The sequence below is a fragment of the Dyadobacter sp. UC 10 genome (assembly GCF_008369915.1).
GTDB lineage: Bacteria > Bacteroidota > Bacteroidia > Cytophagales > Spirosomataceae > Dyadobacter.
In genome coordinates this window covers 5,470,706-5,494,533 of the sequence record NZ_VSRN01000001.1, presented here as the reverse complement: position 1 = coordinate 5,494,533, position 23,828 = coordinate 5,470,706, and the positions used below count along the sequence as shown (strand labels likewise).

Here is a 23,828-nt window from a genome sequence, read left to right as displayed (position 1 = left end):
CCAATGAAAAAATTCTTCATTTCCATCGTTTTATGCACGCTCTACCTTTCTGTATCTGCCCAGCAAACCAATTCACGCAATTACATCATCAAAAAAACCTACAAACAGTTGGGCGCAAATCCGGACGACATCAGCAAAGTCCTGACGCAGGTCCAGTACTTCGATGGCCTGGGGCGACCAGTTCAAACGGTAACGGTCGGCCAAAGCCCTTCCGGACAGGACTTCATCGAGCCAGTCGAATATGATGCGGCCGGGCGGATGATTAAAAAGTACCTTCCATATGTTTCCGCTGGAAATGGTGCGTATCAATCCAATGCCTTCTCTGCGGCGGCTGGCTGGTACACGGCTAACAGTGCCGGCATTCAGGCGGCTGACCTCGGCAGGCCTTATGAAGAAACAGCCTTCGAGCTTTCGCCTTTAAGCCGGTTTTCAAGTCAGCGTGCCCCAGGTAACAAGAGCGTCGCTTCGACCGTCAAACACAAGGTCAACACAGCGTCGGAAGTAAAACGTTACGACTACAATCCCGCCTCCAACTCGATCGCGTTCATCGGTAATTTTGCTGCCGGTACACTTTTACGCAAACAATTCACAGATGAGCAAGGAAACGTTACCAATGAATACACCGATATGCTCGGCCAGATGGTGTGCCGGCAGGTCATTGCCTCAGCGCAGGCCACGCTTTCAACCTATTACATCTACGATGATTCTGGCTTGTTGAGGGCCGTGTTGCAGCCAAATTACCAGGATAACCCATCCATTACAGGAAATGCATTTACTTATGATTACGACGACCGCGGGCGGATGATCGGTAAAAATGTGCCGGGGGCTGGGAAAACTGAATATGTTTATGATCAATATGACAGGCTGGCTTTATCAAGGGACGCCAACCAGGCGAAACGCGGTGTCTGGGCATTTACAAAATTCGACGCGCTCGACCGTCCCGTGATAACCGGAGAGATCGTTTCTCCTGCGCTCAGGACCGAGTGGGCTGTCACGGTGGACGCGCTCACCCAGCATCATGAAGACCGCAACAATGCCGCGATCGCCGGGTACACGCTGAGCAATACTGCACCTAAAAACGCCTTGGAGAGCAATATCCTGACCATCACATTCTATGACGATTACGCATTTTCAAAAGCTGCCCATTTTGCCTACCACAATTTATTTATTCCTTCTTTTAACCAAAATGTCAAAGGCCAGGTGACCGGTGGGCGTGTCCGCATGCTTCCCGGAAATGCCGCGCAAGGCGGCTTTCTCACAAATGTCGTTTATTATGACGCCGAATACCGCCCTATCCAATCCACCCGTGACCTTTACGACCTCGGTGCCGGGCGGTATGAGCGGCGATATAACACTTACAAGTATGATATTGCTCCTGTTTTGGAAACAGAAGAAACCGTTCACTGGCATTCGGGAAGTGAAGGGTATGGACTAACCCGCACATTTGTTTACGACCATGCCGACCGTCTTTTATCTGTGTTTGAACAGGTTGCAAGTCACCTTGATGTGAATGATGCTTTCACAGCATCATACCGATATAATGCTTTGGGCAGCTTGCAAAGCAAATGGTTCTATAAGGTGAAAGACAACAAATACAGGTTGCGTACCGACTACACCTATAACATCCGTGGTTGGCTGACGGACGGTAAAACGGTCTACAAAAAAGACGAAGTCAGTCCAGACAAAGCATTTTTTGGTTTCGGGCTGGCCTATGCGAATGGTAACAATTACACGAATGGAAACATTAGTCAGATGCAATGGATGAAGAAAGATGATGCGGCATTCACCAAAGGGCTTTCATTCAGCTACGATGGAGCAAACCGTCTTACCGGTTCAACCGGATTGAATGGTTATTTAAATACCGAATCGGGGATTACCTATGATAAAAATGGCAATTTGAAAACCCTTGCCCGGGCGGGGGCTGCGGTCGACAACCTTACTTATGCTTACTCGGCCAATGACAACCGCTTAACTTCTTTAACCGATGGAAGCGGCAGCAATCTGGGCGTTAAAAATGGGGCGAGCAGTTACGCTTATGACGACAATGGTAATATGACGAGCGATGGGAACCGGAGTGCGACCATTACCTACAACTATCTCAATTTACCAAAAACCGTCACCATGAACGGCAAGACCCAGGTTTATGATTATGATGCGGCAGGTGGCAAGCATAAATATGTTTCCGATACGCTGGTATTGAAATACGAAGGGCCGTTTGAATACAGACAAGTCGGCGCCAGCAACATTTTATACCGGGTATCCCTGGCCGAAGGACAAGCCAGATTAAAGAATGGTACAGCGAGATTTGAGTATTATCTGAAAGATCATTTAGGGAATGTCCGCGTTGTTTTTGACGCTTTGGGGGCAATTAAGCAACAGACGGACTATTATCCGTTTGGGCTTTCCGTTAGTGGTGATCCGGCGGGAATTACACAGGCTACGAGAAACAGTAATAATCGACAACTATACAATGGGAAGGAATTGCAAGTTGGAAGTGGGTATCTGGATTATGGGGCTAGGATGTATATGCCTGAGATTGGAAGGATGAATACTGTGGATGGAGCATCAAATATGTTCTCAGATATGTCTCCGTACAGTTATGGATTGAACAATCCTCTTTTGAATATCGACCCTTCCGGAGACACCACTTTTAATGTCAATGATCTGGCAGATAATTGGAAAAAGTTTAACACAAAGCAGGACGATATTAATTTGGGCGAAGTAAGGGTAGTTAGACCGGGGTATCAAAAGCAGCACGATGAAATGTATTTTCAAGAATATGGGAAATTCAGCCCATGGCTTCCCGACGCATATGGTATTCAGGTTAACGCTTCCGCAAGCGGTATTTTTGGCGAAGCCGGTTTTAGTGCCGGAGTAGCAATGGATAGCCGAGGGATCGCACCGTTTGTTTCTGCCGGAATTGGACTTGGGGCATCTCCTCCCGGAATTGACTTTTCATTGCAAATTACAATGAGTAAAAGGGCAGATACCAAAATGACGCATACTAATTTAGACTTCGTAAATGGTGTGGATATAGGCAATTCATATGGCTTGGGATTTACTCTAAGTGAGTCTCAAACATCCTACCAGAACAGTGCTTCGAAAAGAGACCCAACAGGCTATAAAACTTACGGTTTCGGTACTGGGTTGTCATTTGGATATAAAAGAACGTTCAGTACTACAATTTCCTATCCCATTAACTTTATTCAACGTTAGATATGAAAACCATAGTCTTAATTTTAATTCAGTCGGTAATAACTCTTGCAGTTTCCTCATGCTATCAATTTAAGGAAGCCTCTTGTCAGGAAGTTGCAGATGAGTACAAGGCAGATCATCTTAATTTAGTTGTCAAGAAAAAACCTTACAGTGCGTACAAATTAAGGATTGATGGATTTGATCCTGCCAGCAAGGAAAATCGCATCTTCCGCAGACAAAATTATACCTGGGCACAAAGTTTCATACTCCAAATTGCAGTGGGCGATACTGTCATCAAACATAAAGGTGAACTCAAATTTTACATTCACAAGAAAGACACTGTATTAGTATTTCCATTTGAATGCGATGGAAAGGTTTATGAATAGTATCAAGAATTCAATTTCAAAGAATAAAAGAAACATTTAAACAAATAATCACACATGAAAAATAAATTATCACATTACACGCCTATTGTATTTATTATTACGCTCATCATTTTAGGATGCAATATGGATGCAGATCACGGCAGAGATAATGATAAATGCAGGCTTATTTCTTATCAGTCCAATGGTATTCCGATATACATGATATACGACAATGACAAAACACTAATTAGTGGAAACTATTTTAGCCCCGGCAATGCTGAAATTCGATATGATCACGATAATCAAGGGCATCTAACCAAAGTTGTTAGTCTTGGCAAACACATTATCGGGGATACAATTATAGCTGACTATACGTGTGATGGAAATCGTTTGCGAATACTCAAATACTATGACCGACAGTATGATATCAATAGCGGCCCCAGCGAGAAACGCATTCTGACTTGTAATTTTTACTACAACAAAAGCGATCGTCCCGATTCAATGCAAGTCGTCAAGTCCCGGGTCGATTCAACGGGAAGGGAATACATTTTCGAGCCTATACGCCTCGATAAATTCTTATTCGACAGTGACGATAACCTCACTAAACAAGAGACTTATATGCAGGAAGCTGATGGAAGGTTCGCGCCTGTTGCTACTAGTTATCACAGGTATGACAATAAGGCCAACTTCTTGAAACAATTGAAACAAATACACTTTTTGATCGATCAATCTATACCGTATATGTTTTCAAAAAATAATGTGGTGGCCACTCGTCGTGAAGTTTCCGGAAAACATGCCACCGAAATGGCTTTTAAAATCATTTATGATGGCGACATGCTGATAGATGACGGCATGGGGTTCGCTGAAATAAAGTGGTCCTGTGAATAATTGAAAGGCAATCTATCGACCTATAAACTGATCAAAACAAACCATTCTCTATCATTTTAATTTTGCACACTAATGAAAAACATTCCTATCTTCCCGCAGACAAATTGCGCCTATACACTTCACAAAATAACTATCCTGCCAATTCTATTTCTTTTGATTTTTGTTTCAAATCTGCATGCGCAAACTAAATTCATGAAGGGATATATAATCACTAATAACAATGATACATTGCGTGGACTAATTGAGTATGAAGATTGGGTCCGTAGCCCGGATAAAATTAGTTTTAAAGAAGAAAAGGCATTATCACAATCGTATTCATCAACACTGGTTAAAGAATTCGGAGTTGATTTCAATAGGTCAGTATACAAAAGCAGAAAAATTGGTGTTCTGGATATTCCATTGACGGCGGAATATCGGACAACTCCTTCCCTGGTAGCTGTCGATTCTGCACAGGTATTTTTAAAACAGTTAGTTTCCGGCAAGAATGCTTCACTTTATGTATATCAGAATCATTTAGAGATCCCGCATTACTTTTTAGAAAGAAATGACATATTCACTGAACTCTATTACTATCCATATTACAAAACTGTCGATACGAGAACTCATTTGCTTTCCATTGACAAATACAGAGACCAACTGAAAGAAATTACAGCTACCTCAACGCAATTCAGAGATTCAGTACCCCCGTATCAGGAGAAACATTTGAAACGGTATATTAAAAATTTTAACAGTTCATTCCCGGATCATGGAAAAATATACGAGTCAGAAAAAGAGACTTTCACTTTTGATCTGGATATTAATCTGGGTGTTGAGAGCTGGAATGAAAAACCTGTCGTTCTGAAAACAAAGTTCACTTATGGCATCGGGGCGCGTATCAATTTCCCTGGAAAATTCCATAACAGATATCTCAAAGCAAATCTATTCATTACACCCGACACCCGGATCGGTTATAACCGGGCATTTGAAAAGGTAGTCGAATTAAAAACGATTGAAGTGTCTGTCGGAAGCTATTTTGGAAAGCGTTCCTTACGTCCTTATCTAGGAGTTCATTACAGTGGAATTAGCAGCGGATACCGGCTTGATTTTCTCGGGTTTCAGGCGGGACTCAGTCTTAACCGGCACATCAATTTAGAAATAGGGCATTTTGCAAATCTTGCTTCGATAATCATGGAAACAAGGTTTTGGACACCACCAAGAATCAGCCTCCACTACCTGCCCAATCTAAACTTCAAACGCTAAATTTCCTATTAACCGTTCACCCACCTAATCCCAGTCGCTCACGTATTTCGGCTTCGGTGCCGCAGATGAAATGCTTGTCGTCATTTTTGAGGATGACGAGGGTGAAACGCATGTCTGCGTCGGGTATAATTTCAGCGATTTCGTCGGCTGAAATGAGTATTTCCTGATCGTCTTCCTTAGCTTTAAACTTCACCGTTTTCATGTATGTCAGTATTTGCTTCATTTTAAATTTCAGAACCTTATCCCGAGAAGTCGGCGCCTTCCATTCCTTTGCCTGCGGGCAGTTGAGGGGGCCAACCAATAGCTTAAATAACCGTACCGGTTTGCAAAACGTTGGGTTCTGGGCCCGCATGGCCCCGGATTACCTTTTTGCTACATTTTTAGCAGATAAATATTTTAATAACATTTATGGTTAATTTGCGAACGCTCCTTTAAAACGATTGGCATACAGTGAAAGCAAGCAACGGAGATCAGTTATGGAACAGCTTCAAATCGGGTGACAGGGATGCTTTTGCCAAAATCTATAACGCATATATCGAAGATCTGCTGAGTTACGGCTATCGCGTTACCTCCAACCGTCAGCTGATCAAGGACAGCATTCAGGACGTTTTTCTACATCTCTGGCTGCAACGCGAAAATCTGTCCGCCACAAACTCCGTCAAATTCTACCTCTTCCGCGCACTACGGAACCGGATCGTCCGGAATATCGAAACCCAGCACGAAAAGCCGACCGCTACCTACGACCCTCCACTCGAAAATCTGTTGGTGGATTTTCCCTTCGAGCAGTCGATCATGGAAACGGAAACGCACGAAGAGCAGATCAAACACTTGCGCGACGCGATCGGTAAGCTTCCGAAACGACAGCAGGAAGTGATACAGCTTCGTTTTAACCAGAATTTCAGTCTGGAAGAGATCTCCGACCTGATGCAGATCAGCAACCAGTCGGTCCGTAACCTGCTGCATCGTTCCCTGAGCGAGTTACGCCGGTTTTTCCAGGTTACGGGCTGGGTCATATTCCTTCTTTTGATGCTTCAATAAAAATTTATTTAATTTTTATTATAAAAAATGAGTACAAACTCATATCGCCCCGATTTAGGGGTCAGAAATGCATCGTTATGATTGAGAAATACAAAACCTATTCTGTCGAAGATTACCTCGCCGACGAAAAATTCATCGATTGGGTAAATAGCCCTGACCGCGAGGCAGATGCATTCTGGGCTGGCATAATTGCTGCCTACCCGGCTCAGAAACAGACCATTCGACAAGCGAAGCAAATCACCCGGCAGCTTTCCGAAGCCGCATCTTCACCTGTTGACAAAAGTGACGTCAGGGAAATATGGCAGCAAATCGATACTAAAATAGCCACACACCGGCCGGCTGGAAGGCAGCAACCAATGCCCCGCAGCCTCTGGCTTACAGCCGCGTCGGTGATACTGATGCTCGGTCTGGGCTGGGCGATTTACGATTCGGCTGTTTCTGAAAAAGCACTGGGGTATGAAAAGCTGGTCCGTACCGCTGAGAATCCTTTGAAGGAAGTGACCAATACCGGAGCAAAAACACTGGCCGTCACATTGCCCGACGGAAGCCGCGTTTTTCTTGCTACAAACAGTAAACTGAGCTATTCCAAAGATTTTACGCAAAAAACAAGGGACGTTTATCTGTCGGGCGCTGCGTTTTTTGATGTGTCCAAAAATCCTGAAAAACCTTTCATAGTTTATGCTAATGAATTGGTTACCAAAGTACTAGGTACCAGCTTTTCGATAAAAGCCTTCGATACCGACAGCCGCGTGACCGTGGCTGTGAAAACGGGCCGAGTGTCTGTTTTTGCGAATCGCCACCGAGCCGACGTTGATCCCGAAACAAAAGGTATCATCCTGATCCCGAACCAGCAGGCAGATTTCCAGCGCGAAAATGAAACGATCAGCCGGTCGCTGATCGAACAGCCAAAGATCGTCATCGCGAAGAAAGAGCTGGAAAAATTCGCATTCAACAATGCCCCGGTCACCGAGATTTTTGAAGCGATGGAAAGTGCCTACGGAGTCGATTTTCTCTTTGATCCCGAAATATTGTCTTCCTGCCGGCTCACCACATCATTATCCGAAGAAACATTATTCGAACGCCTGGACGTGATTTGCGAGGCAATAGGCGCCAGCTACAAAGTCGTGGACGCGCAGATCGTGATTTCAGGCAGGAAATGCAACTAAACTTAAACCCTTAACCCAGTCCGGATGATTAAAAACTAAACCCACAAAAAAGCCGGTAACGATTGCAGCGTTACCGGCTCAAAAATTCCTTTCATGTTTCCTGAACACAGCATCCGCTTTCGCGGATGAAAGGATCGTTGTTGCTTTTTCTCAAAACAAGAACTAATCAAAACTAATGAAAAAAGAGCTTGTAATCCAAAAAATCCTATACCCTGTTATGAAAATCTCGCTCATTCAGACTGTTCTGGCGGTGATTTTTACCGGACTGTCGATTGCCGGGTCGGCAGATGCACAGGATCTTCTCAATCAGAAAATTACGATCAGGGCAAAAAACCAGGAGCTGGTCACTATCCTGAAAAACATTGAGAAACTGGCCGATGTAAAGTTCACCTACCGACCCGAGCTGATCCGTGATGCAAAAAAACTGAGCGTTGAAGCCGAAGCCTCGAAACTGGCTGATCTGCTCGATGAGATCCTGCAACCACTGGACATCAAATACAAGATTGTGCGGCGGCAGGTGATCCTCACAAAAGTGGAGCGCAGCCAGAGCCTGATCCCCGAAATAGCACCATTACAGCTGAGCAGCAGGGCCGAACGGGAACTGACCGGAAAGGTGCTCGACGAAAAGAACAGTGGCCTGCCCGGGGTCAGCGTCGTGATCAAAGGCACCCAAAAGGGCACTACCACCGATATTGACGGGAGCTTTAAACTCGCCTTACCCGACGAGGAGGCAACGAATGCGGTACTTGTTTTCAGCTTCGTAGGATACCAGAGCCAGGAGGTTCCGGTAAGAAGTTCATCGGTGATCACGGTCTCACTTGCGCCGGAAGACCGCTCGTTAAACGAAATCGTGGTAGTAGGTTATGGTACCGTCAAAAAGAGCGACATAACCGGGTCGGTGGCCCAGGTCAAATCCAAGGATATTAACTCTTTCCCTACTTCCAATGCATTGCAGGCGCTTTCCGGCAGGGCGGCCGGTGTGCAGGTTACGCAAAACAATGGCTCCCCGGGCGCTGGCATGAGCGTACGGATCAGGGGTACCAACTCCATTCAGGGAAGCAACGACCCGCTTTATGTGGTAGACGGATTTCCTACTACGGGCAATAACCCGACGATCCTGAACAGCGTCGACATTGAAAGCATGGAAATTTTAAAAGATGCTTCTGCGACCGCTATTTATGGTTCAAGAGGTGCGAACGGCGTTGTTTTGATCACTACCAAACAGGGTAAGGCGGGAAAAACGAGGGTGGATATCGAGACAAGTTACAGTTCGCAGACGCTCCGGAAGAAGCTCGAACTGATGAATGCTTCCGAATATGCGCGCTTCTATAATATGCAGGCTGCGAACGATAAGCTTGCACCCTATTTTACCGACGAGCAGGTCAACAATTTTGGCGAAGGTTTCGACTGGCAGGACCAGGTTTTCCGCCGTGCGCCGATCAAATCCACTTCGATAACGGTGAGCGGAGGAAATGAAAAAACGCAGTTTTCGATATCCGGGAGCTTCTTCGGACAGGATGGTATTATAAAAGGCAGCGATTATGACCGCTATTCACTGAGAACCAATTTTAAACACAGTATCAGCAAGAAGATTTCCTTCACAATGTCGACCACCCTGTCCCGCCTGAAAACGGCGCGTCGTGACAGCGAAGGCGGATCACGTGGGAATTCGATGATCTCGGCGGCTATATCCAGCCCGCCTACTTTGACGCCCTACAATGAGGACGGATCGTACAGGGTTATGGCCACCGCCTACCCTTTTATCGCGACAGACCTGATCAACCCGCTCAATTTCATTAATGAACAAACGAATGTGGTAAAAGCCAACAGGATCCTCTCCAATGCAGCATTCATTTACAACCCTATTCCGGAAATAGCTATTAAAATTTCCGGCGGGATCGAGAATGCGGACGACCGTACCGACATTTACACTACCCGTAAATTCGTAAACTCCAATGGGAATGCGACCGTGCGCAACACGCAGGCGACAAGCTTCCTGAATGAAAATACAATCAGCTACAACAAGACTTTTAACGAAATACACAGCGTGTCGGCTGTGGCGGGTTTTACTTATCAGGATTTCCTGACTACCTCCCTTTCGGGAGCCGGTACCGGTTTTCTGAGCGATATTACCGAAACATCTGGCCTCGGCTCGGCCGCTACGCCAGGCATTCCGGGTTCCGGATATTCCAAAGCTGTACTCCTTTCCTACCTGGGGCGCGTTAACTATGCTTTGAAAGATAAATACCTGTTCACGGCCAGTATCAGAAGGGACGGGTCTTCCCGGTACAGCAAGGGTGAAAAATGGGGCTATTTCCCTTCCGGCGCCGTTGCATGGCGGATTTCGAATGAAGACTTCCTCAAAAATAACAGCAATATCTCCGACCTGAAACTGCGGGCCAGCTGGGGACTCACGGGAAGCCAGGCTATTGATCCTTATGCAACACTGAACCAGCTCGAAGCTGGCCGCACCGTATTCGATGATGCGATGTACCCTTCCTTCACCCCGGAAACGACCTTGCCGGGTAACCTGAAATGGGAGACGACGGAACAAAAAGATATTGGTATTGATATGGGAATCCTGAAAAACAGGGTCCTGCTTTCAGCAGATTTTTATATAAAAAATACCCGTAACCTCCTCAACCGTGTGACCCTGCCCTCCTCTCTCGGTTATACTTCCACGATCAGAAACGTAGGCGAAATGCGTAACCAGGGACTGGAATTCGGTGTCGATAGCCGCATTTTCACGGGTGAGTTCAAATGGGACCTGAATACCAATATTTCTTTTAACCGCAACAAAGTGGTTAAGCTGTACGGCAATGATGATATCCTCGGGGGCAGCGTCGGCGTAGTCGTGATCAATGACGTGACCTCCATTTTGCGTGAAGGCAGGCCGGTCGGTCAGTTTTGGGGCTATATTGAAAACGGGTATACCGAGCAGGGAAAACTGCAATTCCAGGACCTTGACAACGACGGTAACATTACGCAAAATGACAAAACCTATATCGGTAACCCGAACCCTGATTTCATCTACGGTATCAATTCCAACATGTCCTACAAAGGTTTCGACCTGACACTGTTTATCCAGGGCGTGCAGGGAAATGACCTTTTTAATGTAAGCTCGATTGTGAATACGATCGACTACGGTTTTGGCCTCAATATGCCGAAAGAAGTACTATACAATCACTGGACGCCCGAAAACCCGAATGCAAAATACCCGCTGATCACCCGGAATTCGAATGCGCGCGTTTCTGATCGCTTTATCGAGGACGGTTCGTACCTGCGGCTGCGGAATATCCAGCTCGCCTATAACCTGCCGCTGGAAAAATGGGGAGTTAAGTCCGTGCGGAATGTGCAGCTGTATGTCAGTGCGCAAAACCTGCTGACGTTTACCAAATACTCCTGGTGGGATCCCGAGGTAAATTCCAAAGGAGGTGGTAATGTGCAGTTGCAGGGAATTGACCACAACAGTTACCCTACGGCAAAATCATTCACAGCCGGGCTTCGTGTAGGCTTTTAAGGTATTCGCTTTTTTTTTACTGCTAAAAGAAATCTCATGAAAATCTCAAAATATATCCTGCCTGTCATTGCGCTTATTACGCTGGCTTCCTGTGAAGACCTGCTGGAAGAAAAGCCTAAATCCATTGTGGTGGAAACATTTTTCAATACCGCCGCCGAGGTGGAAGCCGCTGCTAACGGCATTTACAAACCGCTCCGCGACAACAATTACGCCGTCTATGAAACTACCCTCGAATGTCAGGCAGACTACGCCTACGGCCGCGGCAGCTGGGCGCCATTGCATGAATATCAGGGTTTTAACGACGCCAATATCAGCCGGGTAGCCGGCTTGTGGAATGCGTTCTACCTCAGTATCCGCAATGCAAACCTGGTGATTGCGAATGCGCCGAAAGGCAATGCGATCAGCGAGGCTGATGTCAAAAAGTATGTGGCCGAGGCTAAATTCCTGCGTGCATTTAACTATTTCCAGCTGGTAAGAAACTGGGCGGGTGTGCCGTTGCGGACGGAAGCGAATATGCTGGAAACAGACCTCGCCAAAAGTACGCCCGAACAGGTGTACGCATTGATTACCGCCGATCTGACGGAGGCTGAACAAAACCTGCCTGATAAACCCGCCATGAATGGAAGACCCTCCAAATGGTCGGCCAAGCTATTGCTTGCAGATGTGTACCTGAATTTGAAACAATATGCCAGCGCGCGTGACAAGGCGGATGAAGTGATCAAATCAGGTAAATTCTCGCTGGTACCTGTCAAAACGACGGCCGACTTTCAGACGAACGTTTTCGGGCCGGAGCTGGTGAGTACTTCCGAGGAAATTTTCTTCTTTAAATATACCCGGCAGATTGCGCAGGGCAATTATATGCTCTGGATCACAAACCATCCCAGCACAGGACTGTTCAATTTCGGCGGCGCTTATGTGGTTTACGGACAAACTACCGATCCTTTTTACCAGGCATGGAATGAAAAAGATATTCGCAAGGGGCTGTGGAATAAAGTCAATATCGGTTTGGGTGCCAATACGCTGCTCAGTTCCAAATTTATCGATAAAGCTGCAATTGCACAGAATGGCGCGGGTAACGATGATCCGGTTTACAGCTATGCCGACGCCCTGCTGATCTACGCCGAGGCTGCGGTAATGGCAGAAAATAGTGTTACCCCGGCAGCAATGGATGCACTCAACCAGGTACGCCGCCGCGCCTATGGATTAGCCCCGGCGACCGCCGCACCTGATGATTACGTGGCAACAGCCTACACCGCCTCGACATTCCAGGATCTGGTTTTACAGGAAAGGGCCTACGAATTCCACTACCTCGGCAAGCGCTGGCTCGATCTGAAACGCACAGGAAAGCTGAAAGAGGTTATCCAGAAATCGAAAAACATCACTGTCGCCGACAAGCATTTGCTCTGGCCGATACCCAATTCAGAAATCAATTTTAACAAAGCACTGGACCCTTCAAAAGATCAGAATCCAGGTTATTGATCCATATAAATTCAAAGATTATGAAGAGAAGATCAGCATTAGCTTCCATCGGGGCCATTTCCTTTGGGATCGGATCAAATGAGAATGCGGCGGAAATAGTCCGGGAGCCTTATAAAGTAAAAAAACAATCGCTGAAAACGGATATTGTGGTTGTAGGTGGCGGTACCGCGGGCGTGATTGCCGCAATACAGGCAGGGCGTGCCGGACAAAAGGTCATTTTGATAGAAAACGGAAGTCAGCTGGGCGGCACCACCACTACCGGCGGCGTGGCGTTTCCGGGGATATTTTTTGCGTGGGGAAAACAGGTAATCGGCGGGATCGGCTGGGAACTGGTGCAGGAGGCGGTTGCATTGAATGACGATACCCTGCCCAATTTTTCGATACCGCACGGACGCCACCACCCGAGGCACCAGGTGCGCCTCAACGGACAGCTTTATGCCATGCTGATCGAGGAAAAGTGCCTCGAAGCGGGCGTGCAGCTCCGCTTTTATGAAACCCCGACGCGTGTTGCTTTTCAAAATAACAGCTGGACCATTGAGACGGTGGGGAAAGGCACCAATACCGAAATAACCTGCAAGCAGCTGATCGACTGTACCGGGAATGGTTACGCAGCGCACTTAGCCGGTTACAAGCTTTTACGCGAGGCCGAAACACAGCCAGGTACATTGATGTTCCAGATCGGCGGGTACGATTTTAAATCGCTGGATTTGAAAATGATACAGTCAAAATACCAGGAAGCTATTCAAAAAGGGCAGCTTGTCAAAACGGATTTCCGGAACAATATTGTAGGGCTGCTGAAAAGCCAGGGCGACAACATTCAGCATATTTTGAAAGCAGATTCCACTACCTCGGAAACGCATTCCGTCGCCAACATTCAGGGCAGGACCGCATTGCTGAACACGCTTCGTTTTCTGAGAACTTTACCGGGATTGGAAAAAACAAAGCTGATCGACATGCAAAACGAAACAGGCGTGCGCGAAACATACCGGATCGACGGGCTGTACAAAATCACCCACGAAGATTATGTGACCGGAAAACTCTTCGACGATGCCGTCTCCTATTCGTACTATCCCATCGACGTCCACGACGAAAACGGTGTGGTACCTGACCACCTGAAAGAAGGCGTGGTACCGAGTGTGCCGCTGCGCGCACTGATCCCGAAAAACAGCAAAAACTTTCTGGTAGCCGGACGATGCCTCAGCAGCGACAGACTGGCCAACTCCGCATTGCGCGTACAGGCTTCGTGCATGGGCATGGGCCAGGCCGCAGGCGCGGCGGCAGTACTGGCCTGCAAATTGAACAAAACCCCGGCAGACGTGCCGATGAAAGAGCTCAGACAACTTATCACAGAACATGGCGGAATTGTGCCGGGCATTGCCTGATTGGATGTTTCATGAATAAATGCAGCCATTTTTTGGTTTTAATTTTACTTGCATTGGCTGGCTCGGCATTTCATTCCGACCAGCCAACCAGGTATTTCCTTGCGCCGACAATTGCACTAAAACCGGAAATCACCCGGGCGTTCACATTCGATTTCGATGATGAACTTTCCGACGATACCTTGTTTCAGAGTCTGTCGAAAGAAGGTTTCCCTGTTTCCTATCACCGGCGGTTGAAGGCAAGTGTTTGTTTTGATGATAAATGCAGGTTGCTGGATGTGGCGATTTACTGGAACACGACCGGTCGCTACCTGGGCTTTGAGCTTCCTGAAAAGGAATATTTAAGCAAATCCGACCACGAACCGTTTACAGCCGAAGAGTACCAGCGACTGAATGCATTGCTGGCCGACGCACAATCTCCGCTGCGGAATTTGTCGTACGAAGAGTTGGTTCCAAAACCCCGATTTGCAGTGAAAGGGGTTGACGCAGTCTCTTCTGCGACGGCCAAAAGTGTGCTTGATTACATTGTAAAAGGCGCGGCTTACACCACTTACAAAATGTGGCATTTCATTTATGGACCCACTCAGGACCAGGTTATTAACCTTACCAAAAAAGCATTATCTGCCGAACTGATCCTGAAAATACTGGAAAGCAGCGACCCGTCGGACCGACTTTGGGCGCTGGACCATATCAATGGATTTATAAAACCAAACCCTGCGTTGACAGCCCGGCTTTTAGGTTTTATCAGTAATGAAAATTACAGCTTTTCCGAAAGGGCAATCCGCGCGATCGGTGCGACCGATCTGCAATCGGATTCACTGCAAATCGCGTTGTTAGGGAAGTTTAATCAGGCGGACTATAGCCAGCGCAAATTACTTTTGGCCAAACTGAAAGATGCGCCATTTCTGAACGAAAAAGTACGGGACGGGCTCGCGGGTCAACTTCAGAACCTGAACGGAGAACTGGTCGGCGATGTGCTTGCGATTTATACGAAACTGGCTATTAAAGATCCCCAAACCTGCAAATCAGTCATGAAGCTGCTCCAACTGGAAAACCGGTTTATCTCCCAGAAAGCATTGAAATTCCTCGAAGAAACCGGGACTTCTAACCCTGCAATATTAAAGGAGATAGCAACTTACAAGGCGAACAAGCAATAGGGACAGCAGCTATTTTACCATTCTCTTTGCCCAGTTGAAAATCGTAGAATATACTTCTTCACGCACTGGTTTTTTGGAGAGTACCAGATCGTGCATACCGCCCGGAACTGCCTGAATGCTGTATTGGCCCACAATATTCTGCGCCTGCCGCGCCACCTCACTCACATTGAGGATTGCATCCGCACTAAACATCGCGTCGGTCCATTTCTTTTCGTCGATGGATTTGGCGGCGTGCAATACCAGAACCGGTTTGTTGATCTGCAAACCCTGCGAAAGCTTTTCCTGTCCCATATTCACGGCACGTAGCCAGCCGAAATTGACCGGCGGGGCGATCAGCGGCTTGAAACCCAGGCTATAAGACCATTCGCCCCGGTAATCTTTATGCAGACTTTCTCCGTAAAGCGGGTTCAACCCCAGGTCGATAAGTGTTTCAGGATGCTTTTCAGCGCGTTTGATCATCAAAGGCAGGGCTGTTTTTTTTAGTCCCGATTTAAAAGTAAGGTCAAACATCGGGCTATTCAGAAGTATTGCATCAAAACGTTCCTTCCCGCTTCTTGCATCCGCATACATTGAAACGATCAGCCCACCGAGCGAATGCCCCATGAGCAGGACTTTCGCGTTGCCTTCCTGATGAATGATATTTAAAGTAGTATCAATGTCGGCGAAATACTCGCTCAGATCTCTAACATTGTTGAATTTCTGGTGCCCCAGCCACGAGCGGCCGTACTTGCGGAGGTCGACCGCGTAGAAGTTATACCCTTCATTCAGAAAGCGTTCCGCCATTTCTTCCTGGAAAAAGTAGTCGTTAAAACCGTGTACGTACAGGACAGCCTTACTGCTTTTTTCCGTCGTGGTTTTCCGGACAATCGTGCAGGTGACGCTGCCCTCATAGTCAGCAGGTTGGACGATAGTAGCCTGCTTAAATCCTTTACCGAGAATATCTGTGAAATAGGTAGCCTGTGCCCGGGCGGTGCAGGTACAGATCCATATTAAAAGAATACAGCTAACAATTGTTTTCAATGCAGGGCAAATTGGAAATGAGGATATAAATATAGCTTCACTAACTCAGTTACAGGTTCCAGGCAAAGAAAATTTTAACACAGATCGTCAAAACCTACTCTATTTTCTTCAACTCCTCGCCGCGGTCAGGTTTCAGGTTGACGGTTTGAAAGGCGGGGTCGGTATTGTTTTCGATCGTAAAACCCTTCGCCTGGTCTATCTCCACACGCACCGAGTTGGTCGTGAACTTAAAGATATGACCGCCGGATTTCAGGTCGTCAGAAACGTAATGCAGGTGAAAGCCCGGCACGTTGGTCCGGGCGAGATATGGCGGAAGGAGGAAACCGTTACAAATACCATGCGTTTCTTTTAGCTCGAAAACGGCCTGATTTGTTTTCAAATGCTCACTCAGTGTTTTGTAGGGAGGTTTTGCCGGACTAGCCGCGCGCGTGGTCATTTGTGAAAATTTCCCGGTGATCCGCAAAGCATAAATAGCGTTTGGGTTGAGGATATCTACCAAATGCTCCTGTATCTTTTCATAGCTCAGGTTTTCGCCGGTAATTGTAATGATCGTATCTGCCTTAAAAAACTTCACAAATGCCGCCGAAGTACTGTCGGAGTCGCTGGCTTCCTTCACAGAACCGTTGTGAAGAACCTGATATACCCGTCCGTTATTGATCATCAGTTCCCCGTCGACCTTATTAAAAGTACCGACACCAAAATCACCCTTGGTTTTCAGCCCGGCTATATTCAGATCACCGTCGAATACGCCGGCCATCAGTGCATCGATAATAGAATACTGGTACATGAAATCCTGATCTGCAAGGCTGGTTTCAATGTTTTTTTGGGTAAGCCGGGTGGATTTGCAACCGGCACAAAAAGTAATCAGGATGGTAATAAAAGAAATTGATAATATCCGGCGGGTTAATGTGATCTGCATAACAGGAGGTTGAGGTGCTTAGTACTAATGCAGGCTTTGGGTTTCTCTACTGTTCTTTTCTTTCCTGAATTTCAATCTGAATGCGCTGGAAGTTGTTTTTCCGGGAAAAAGGGGGCATCTTAAACCAGCATAGGCCAATTGCGAAACCGCTCAAATTGATTCTCAATGAGAAAACTCCTGCTCCTTTTTGCATTTCCGGTCGCGGCACTCGCCCAGGCACAGCCGGTTACGATGTCGCCCAAGGCAGCGCAAATCCACGCGAATGCCCTCACGATCGATACCCACGCCGATGTACCTATTAATATGATGAAGGAGGGTTTTGACATTTCGAAGGAATACGACTACGAAAGAGACGGTTCTCAGATCGATTTTCCGCGAATGATCAGAGGCGGAATGGACGGGATGTTTTTTGCGGTATACCTCGGCCAGGGAAAACGGACAGAAGCAGCGAATGCAGAAGCCAAAAAGAATGCGCTGGCGATATTTGACAAGATCCGTGAAGCTGCCCGGCTCCACCCGGATATCGCCGAAATCGCGACTACTTCCAAAGATGCCTACCGATTGCAGAAAGAGGGAAAACGCGCCATGTTTATTGGTATGGAAAATGGCTGGCCGATCGGGAAGGACATTGCCAACCTGAAAATGTTTTACGACCTCGGCCTGCGATACATTACCCTTTCCCACTCCCTGAATAACGATATCTGCGACTCGTCTACCGACGGCGACGGACCTGAACACAATGGTTTAAGCAAGTTCGGCGAGCAGGTGGTGCAGGAAATGAACCGGCTGGGCATGATGGTCGACATTTCGCACGTCTCGGACTCTACCTTCTACGATGTGATCAGGCTCACGAAAGCGCCGGTGATCGCGTCGCATTCCTCCTGTCGTGCACTGTGCGACGTACCGCGCAATATGACCGACGATATGATCAGGGCGCTCGCGAAAAACGGAGGTGTGATCCAGATCAACTTTGTCCCCAATTTTGTAAAGAAACCCTCGCAGCCGCACGAAATGTCGCTGAAAGCGCTGCGCCTTAAAATCCGGCAGACCGACCTTTCGGATGCGGACAAAAAAGCTTTAAGAGATGAAATGAAAGCAGTTGACGAAAAATACAAGGACGACAAACCGACCGTGCAAGACGCTGTAAACCACATTGAACATGTGATAAAGCTCACCAGCGTAGATCACGTAGGCATAGGAATGGACCTTGACGGCGGCGGCGAAGTGATCGGAGTGAAAGATGTGAGCCAGATCGGTGCCATTACGGAAGAACTTGTAAAACGCGGTTATTCTGCCGGAGATATTGAAAAGATATGGGGTAAAAATATCATGCGTGTGCTGGACGAGGCAGAGAAAGTAGCAGGCAAACGGTAACCCGAACAAAATGAGGTTATTTGCAAAAAAGACAGTAAAAAAATATATACATTTTAAGAAATAGTTTAATAAAATTGTAAATCTTACATTCAGGTTAATGATTATCATCAATTGCGTTCAAACAAATGGCTAAGTCAGCGGAAAAGAAAAAAACAAAATCAGCAAGTGATCTTCCTGACAATGAGATTCAGAAGGAAGAAGTGCAGGAGCTGAATGCGGTCGAAACCATTAGCCGTTTTACAGATTTTGATATTCATCTTTTCCGGCAGGGAAAGCATTATAAACTGTATGATAAGCTGGGTTCGCACGTCATGGAATTCAAAGGGGTTACAGGTACCTACTTCGCGGTATGGGCGCCCAATGCTACCTATGTTTCTGTGGTTGGGAACTTCAATGGATGGAACCACTCGGGTCACGCGCTAGCAGCCCGTTGGGACAGTTCGGGAATCTGGGAAGGATGGATTCCTAACATAGGTGTCGGGGAAGTTTACAAATACTTTATTATTTCCCAAAACGGCGACCATCTCGAAAAATCCGACCCTTTTGCTTTATGGTGCGAAGTAGCCCCGCGAACCGCGTCCATCGTTTGGGATACCTGGTATGAATGGGAAGATTCGGAATGGATGAAAGTCCGCAAGGAAAAAAACAAGCTGAATGCCCCGATATCGGTCTACGAAGTGCACCTCGGTTCATGGCAACGCGACCCTTCTGATCCTGAGCGCTATCTCACCTATAAAGAAATTGCAGCCGGGCTGGTACCTTATGTAAAGGAAATGGGCTTCACCCATGTGGAGCTGATGCCGATCATGGAACACCCCTACCCGCCTTCCTGGGGTTATCAGATCACCGGTTATTTCTCGTGCGCCTCACGCATGGGCACGCCGCAGGAACTGATGTACCTGGTCGATCAGCTGCACCAGGCAGGGATCGGTGTGTATGTAGACTGGGTACCGTCCCATTTTCCGGGTGATCAGCACGGGCTTTTCCGCTTTGACGGCACAGCACTTTATGAACACGAAGATCCCAGGAAAGGCTATCACCCCGACTGGAAAAGCTACATATTTAATTACGGAAGAAATGAAGTGCGCTCGTTCCTGATCAGCAACGCCCTGTTCTGGCTCGACAGATACCATACCGACGGTCTGCGCGTCGACGCAGTTGCTTCCATGCTGTACCTTGACTATTCGAGAAAGCACGGGGAATGGATACCAAATGAATTTGGCGGAAGGGAAAACCTGGAAGCAATATCACTGCTGCGCGAAATGAATGTGGCCGCATACACTGCATTCCCGGATATCCAGACAATCGCCGAAGAATCCACCGCCTTCCCGGGTGTATCCCGTCCGGTTTTTGTAGGGGGATTGGGTTTCGGAATGAAATGGATGATGGGCTGGATGAACGATACGCTTAAGTATTACGAGAAAGATCCGAGTTTCCGAAAATGGCACCAGGATCAGCTGACATTCAGTCTGGTGTACGCATTTTCTGAAAACTTCATGCTGCCGTTGTCACACGATGAAGTCGTTTACGGCAAGAAATCGCTGATCAACAAAATGCCTGGCGACGAGTGGCAGAAATTTGCAAACCTGAGGCTGATGTTCAGTTACATGTTCACGCATCCGGGCACGAAGCTTATTTTCATGGGCGGCGAATTTGGTCAGACCTCGGAATGGAACTTCCAGCAGAGCCTTGACTGGCACCTACTGGAATCGGCACCGCACCACGGGATCAAGGAATGTGTCAAAAGCCTGAACAAGCTTTACAAAGAAGAACCGGCATTATTCGACTTCTCCTTCGCCAGCGAAGGCTTTGAATGGATTGATACGCAGGACCGTGAAAACTCGGTATTGATTTACGCCCGTAAAGCATTCGATCCGGCACAGCATCTGATTGTGATCCTTAACCTTACGCCCGTACCGAGGAAAGGGTACCGTGTAGGCGTTATTTCGGAAGGCAACTGGCAGGAAATATTTAATTCGGACTCCGAGGCTTTCGGAGGCAGTGGAATGATTAATTATGCGCCGGTGGCATCCGAGGAACACAGGTGGCACGGCAGGGCCCAATCACTTATTCTGGATCTACCACCAATGGGCGCCGTCGTTTTGAAAAAGGTTTCCAAGGCATTAAGGTAAATACATTGCCCGTAACCAGGCTTGATATTATTCTTAAGGCAGAGATTCTGATCTCTGCCTTATTTTTTTGCACATTTTTTTACCTTTGCCCATCACATCATTAAGAAACAGATGAAGCGTTTTCGGTTAATAGTACTTTTTGTGTTTTTGGGATCAGTGTCCGGGTTTAGTCAAAGTCTGTCGCGTGTTACCTCTGGTATTGATGTTGGGGTCGGTTATCAGGATAAGGTGTGGGTGCCTTCGGTTACTTATCATCAGGAATTAAGTCTGAGTAATTTTTCCTGGTTTCGGATCGGCTGGGGCGTGCGTGCGTGGGGATATTATGCAGGCAGGACAAACCTCTTGCCTCAGACCAATGCATTTTCTGACGACACACTGAAACTGGGTGCTGTCAGTGCAAACGGGGCCAGCTTTTTGTTTGGTGCCAATGTTCGGGTCTGGAAATTCGATATCGGGGCAAATACAGATATTTTCGGAATTGCGTTCGGGTTACGCAGGAAAGCGCTTTATACCAAGTCCACATTCTACGAAGGCGAAGGCAGAGGCAATTATAATGACTACGTTCCAAGCAATCCTGCCACATTAAATGCACTGCCACTCGTTTTTGATAAACAGAACGGCCAGTCGGAAATTTATCTGCGCTACTGGATTACCGACAGGATAGGTTTGAAATTGGCTTATGTTCACGGCAGAATGACTTACGCTACTGCCGAAAAGCTTGACAACGGGCAAAAACGGTTCTCGACTTCATTCGGAGTTCCTTACGCTGCGATATCGTTCCCTCTTTATAACTGACCTATACACTCCAATGGCTGAAAGGCTGGTTGATTCCCACAAATACAATCTGTGGAAGAAAAAGCTCGAAAGCAACGGGCTGGATATCCACCGTGTAGATGAACTTTACACGCGGCGGAACGGTCACGGAGACGTTCTCTTTTCGCTTTTGTACACAGATGCCACCACTCCGGAAGGAAACAAGATACCGCCGCTTTGTTTCCTGAAAGGCGAAGTTGTCAGCGTACTGATCTGCTTCATCGACGCTGCTACCCGCGAAAAATATCTTCTGCTCGTTCAGCAAAGAAGGATCTGCGACGGCTCGATGACATTTGAACACCCGGCCGGCATGCTCGACAGCGAAAGCGACGCAGCGGCGGTGGCGGCAAGGGAAGTGTTTGAAGAGACCGGCATTCCTGTAAGCGCGGATAAGCTGATCAGCGTAAACAAGGAGCCATTTTACCCGTCAACGGGAACAAGCGACGAGGCGATGTTTATGTTTTACTGTGAGCTTGAATTGAGTACCGAAGAAATTCATTCCTACCATAATCAGGTCCAGGGGATTATTTCAGAGCATGAGTTCATCAGCACTTATGTAGTACCCTTTGCGGAAGGTCACAAGCTGATTACCAACGTAAACGGTGTGTTGCTGGACTACTTATATCTGAAAGATGTGGGTGACTGGGAGTTGCTAAAACGATTATAAAAATTTTAGTCCATAAAAATTTTAGTCCAAAATGGCCTAAAATCAAAATAGGGGCTATATTTGCACCCCATTACCGAGAGAAGCGCCCGTAGTTCAATGGATAGAATTGTGGTTTCCGGTACCACCGATAGGGGTTCGAATCCCTTCGGGCGCACGATTTAATAGTGATCTGAGATACATCGCAAGGCTTTGAGCACCGATTCCCGCCCGTGAAAACAGGCGGGTTTTTTTGTGGGTAATATCCTGGGTAACCAGCTTTTTACAAGAAAATATTACCTACCCTTCTTAAATAAATCACGTGAACACCAATCGTATGCCCCTCAAAGTCAAATTCAGAACCAGAAAAACCGGAAACCGGACATTCATTTACTGCCGGATCAGGCTGAACGGAATGGACGCTACCGACTTTACAACACACATTGAGCATCGTGAAAGCTGGGATTCGGCCAGCCAGCATTTCAATTGTAAGACCATGCGGGATGCAAACCAAACACTCAATGAGATCACAACTGATATTCAGTTATTATATAAGGAGCTTACCCGGCAATCGGAAATTTCAGTGCATGATCTCCGTAACGCATACGTTCGCCGGGCTGAAAAAAGAACGCTGCTGAATGCCTACGACGACCACATGCAGCATTTGCGCAAGAACCTGGGAATTAAAAAGGGATGCAGCAAAGGAACTTTGAAAGCACATACCAGCCTGCACAACAACCTGATTAAATTCCTTGCATACAAAAAACTGAATGATATTGAGCTGATCTTATTGCGGGAATCGTTCGGAAAGGAACTGATCGACTTTTGCCGGATCAAACGGAAGTATACCCAGAACTACACCGTGCGGCACATTAATCATTTAAAAATGATCATCGACCAGGAAAAGAAAGCGGGTTACCTGCAAAGCAACCCGTTCGAATACCTGATAGAATCCAAAGTCCCGCCCGGCCCGATAAACTTTATCAGCGAGGCAGAATTAGAAGATTTGAAAGTGACTGACCTGTTAACACCTGGTTTGCGCCGGGTTGCCGATGCATTCCTATTCCAGTGTTACACCGGGCTTTGCTACTTCGATATGAAAGTTTTTAACCCGGATAGGCACATTGCTAAGATAATGGGTACGCGGGTAATCCAAATGAGAAGGACAAAAACGGGTACCTTATTCACCGTTCCGGTTTTGCCATACGTGGAAGAACTGCTCTCAAAATATGAAGGAATGATACCAATTTTGAGCAATCAGAAGATGAACAAGTATTTGAAGGAGATCGCCAAAACGGTAGGAATCCGTAACAACCTGACCACGCATGTAGGAAGGAAAACAGCCGGTACCTACCTTTTGAACAACGGTGTGCCGCTGGAAGTGGTTAGTAAAATCCTGGGTCACCAATCAGTTAGGACTACGGAAAAGATTTATGCTGAACTGTTACAGTCAACCATTATCAGGGAAACGGTGCATTTAATGAAAGCGGCATAAAAAGGA

Annotated in this window: 18 protein-coding genes and 1 tRNA gene; 16 read left to right on the top strand and 3 right to left on the bottom strand. The window is 47.0% G+C overall.

The window, feature by feature from the left end; genetic code table 11:
• The first annotated feature begins 3 nt into the window (after positions 1-3).
• From FXO21_RS22805 to FXO21_RS22790, 4 genes are all read left to right on the top strand, one after another.
• Complete coding sequence (locus FXO21_RS22805; RefSeq protein WP_149642247.1) at positions 4-3,216, top strand: DUF6443 domain-containing protein; 3,213 nt, start codon at positions 4-6, stop codon at positions 3,214-3,216.
• 2 nt (positions 3,217-3,218) lie between these two features.
• Positions 3,219-3,581 carry a hypothetical protein gene (locus FXO21_RS22800; protein ID WP_149642246.1) on the top strand — a complete coding sequence of 121 codons (363 nt, stop codon included), beginning with the start codon at positions 3,219-3,221 and terminating at the stop codon, positions 3,579-3,581.
• Positions 3,582-3,635: 54 nt separating this feature from the next.
• Positions 3,636-4,448 (top strand): hypothetical protein, encoded by an 813-nt coding sequence (locus tag FXO21_RS22795; RefSeq protein WP_149642245.1) that lies wholly within the window; start codon positions 3,636-3,638, stop codon positions 4,446-4,448.
• Positions 4,449-4,640: 192 nt separating this feature from the next.
• Complete coding sequence (locus FXO21_RS22790) at positions 4,641-5,687, top strand: hypothetical protein (RefSeq protein WP_149642244.1); 1,047 nt, start codon at positions 4,641-4,643, stop codon at positions 5,685-5,687.
• A gap of 16 nt (positions 5,688-5,703) precedes the next feature.
• Here the strand turns inward: FXO21_RS22790 and FXO21_RS22785 are convergent, their stop codons facing one another.
• Positions 5,704-5,910: a hypothetical protein gene (locus tag FXO21_RS22785; RefSeq protein ID WP_225865810.1), complete on the bottom strand. Its 207-nt coding sequence runs from the start codon at positions 5,908-5,910 to the stop codon at positions 5,704-5,706.
• 227 nt (positions 5,911-6,137) lie between these two features.
• Between FXO21_RS22785 and FXO21_RS22780 the strand changes: the two genes are divergently transcribed.
• The 6 genes from FXO21_RS22780 (at position 6,138) to FXO21_RS22755 (ending at position 15,426) form a co-directional block, all read left to right on the top strand.
• On the top strand, positions 6,138-6,725 hold the full coding sequence (locus FXO21_RS22780) for an RNA polymerase sigma factor (protein ID WP_149642243.1): 588 nt from the start codon (positions 6,138-6,140) through the stop codon (positions 6,723-6,725).
• Between the two features lie 77 nt (positions 6,726-6,802).
• Entirely contained in the window at positions 6,803-7,891 is a 1,089-nt protein-coding gene (locus tag FXO21_RS22775; RefSeq protein ID WP_149642242.1) for a FecR family protein, read from the top strand.
• 217 nt (positions 7,892-8,108) lie between these two features.
• Positions 8,109-11,411: a SusC/RagA family TonB-linked outer membrane protein gene (locus FXO21_RS22770; RefSeq protein WP_149642241.1), complete on the top strand. Its 3,303-nt coding sequence runs from the start codon at positions 8,109-8,111 to the stop codon at positions 11,409-11,411.
• A 36-nt stretch (positions 11,412-11,447) separates the two neighbouring features.
• Positions 11,448-12,890: a RagB/SusD family nutrient uptake outer membrane protein gene (locus tag FXO21_RS22765; protein ID WP_149642240.1), complete on the top strand. Its 1,443-nt coding sequence runs from the start codon at positions 11,448-11,450 to the stop codon at positions 12,888-12,890.
• Positions 12,891-12,910: 20 nt separating this feature from the next.
• On the top strand, positions 12,911-14,272 hold the full coding sequence (locus FXO21_RS22760) for an FAD-dependent oxidoreductase (protein WP_149642239.1): 1,362 nt from the start codon (positions 12,911-12,913) through the stop codon (positions 14,270-14,272).
• Between the two features lie 32 nt (positions 14,273-14,304).
• Positions 14,305-15,426, top strand: coding sequence for a hypothetical protein (locus FXO21_RS22755; RefSeq protein WP_149642238.1), 1,122 nt, complete (start codon positions 14,305-14,307; stop codon positions 15,424-15,426).
• 9 nt (positions 15,427-15,435) lie between these two features.
• On the opposite strand, the gene FXO21_RS22750 is transcribed toward FXO21_RS22755, so the two are convergent.
• Together FXO21_RS22750 and budA are read right to left on the bottom strand one after the other, a co-directional pair.
• Positions 15,436-16,446 (bottom strand): alpha/beta hydrolase, encoded by a 1,011-nt coding sequence (locus FXO21_RS22750; RefSeq protein ID WP_225865809.1) that lies wholly within the window; start codon positions 16,444-16,446, stop codon positions 15,436-15,438.
• A gap of 94 nt (positions 16,447-16,540) precedes the next feature.
• Positions 16,541-17,365 carry an acetolactate decarboxylase gene (gene budA, locus FXO21_RS22745; protein ID WP_149642237.1) on the bottom strand — a complete coding sequence of 275 codons (825 nt, stop codon included), beginning with the start codon at positions 17,363-17,365 and terminating at the stop codon, positions 16,541-16,543.
• 165 nt (positions 17,366-17,530) lie between these two features.
• On the opposite strand from budA, the gene FXO21_RS22740 reads away from it, so the two are divergent.
• From FXO21_RS22740 to FXO21_RS22715, 6 genes are all read left to right on the top strand, one after another.
• On the top strand, positions 17,531-18,739 hold the full coding sequence (locus FXO21_RS22740) for a dipeptidase (RefSeq protein ID WP_149642236.1): 1,209 nt from the start codon (positions 17,531-17,533) through the stop codon (positions 18,737-18,739).
• Between the two features lie 125 nt (positions 18,740-18,864).
• Positions 18,865-20,871 (top strand): 1,4-alpha-glucan branching protein GlgB, encoded by a 2,007-nt coding sequence (gene glgB, locus FXO21_RS22735; RefSeq protein ID WP_149642235.1) that lies wholly within the window; start codon positions 18,865-18,867, stop codon positions 20,869-20,871.
• 141 nt (positions 20,872-21,012) lie between these two features.
• On the top strand, positions 21,013-21,666 hold the full coding sequence (locus tag FXO21_RS22730; RefSeq protein ID WP_225865808.1) for a hypothetical protein: 654 nt from the start codon (positions 21,013-21,015) through the stop codon (positions 21,664-21,666).
• Between the two features lie 13 nt (positions 21,667-21,679).
• Positions 21,680-22,351 carry an NUDIX hydrolase gene (locus FXO21_RS22725; protein ID WP_149642233.1) on the top strand — a complete coding sequence of 224 codons (672 nt, stop codon included), beginning with the start codon at positions 21,680-21,682 and terminating at the stop codon, positions 22,349-22,351.
• An 82-nt stretch (positions 22,352-22,433) separates the two neighbouring features.
• Positions 22,434-22,505: transfer RNA gene (locus FXO21_RS22720), tRNA-Arg, on the top strand.
• Positions 22,506-22,664: 159 nt separating this feature from the next.
• A complete protein-coding gene (locus tag FXO21_RS22715) occupies positions 22,665-23,822 on the top strand; it encodes a site-specific integrase (protein ID WP_192579302.1) in 1,158 nt (385 codons plus the stop codon).
• Positions 23,823-23,828 lie beyond the last annotated feature (6 nt).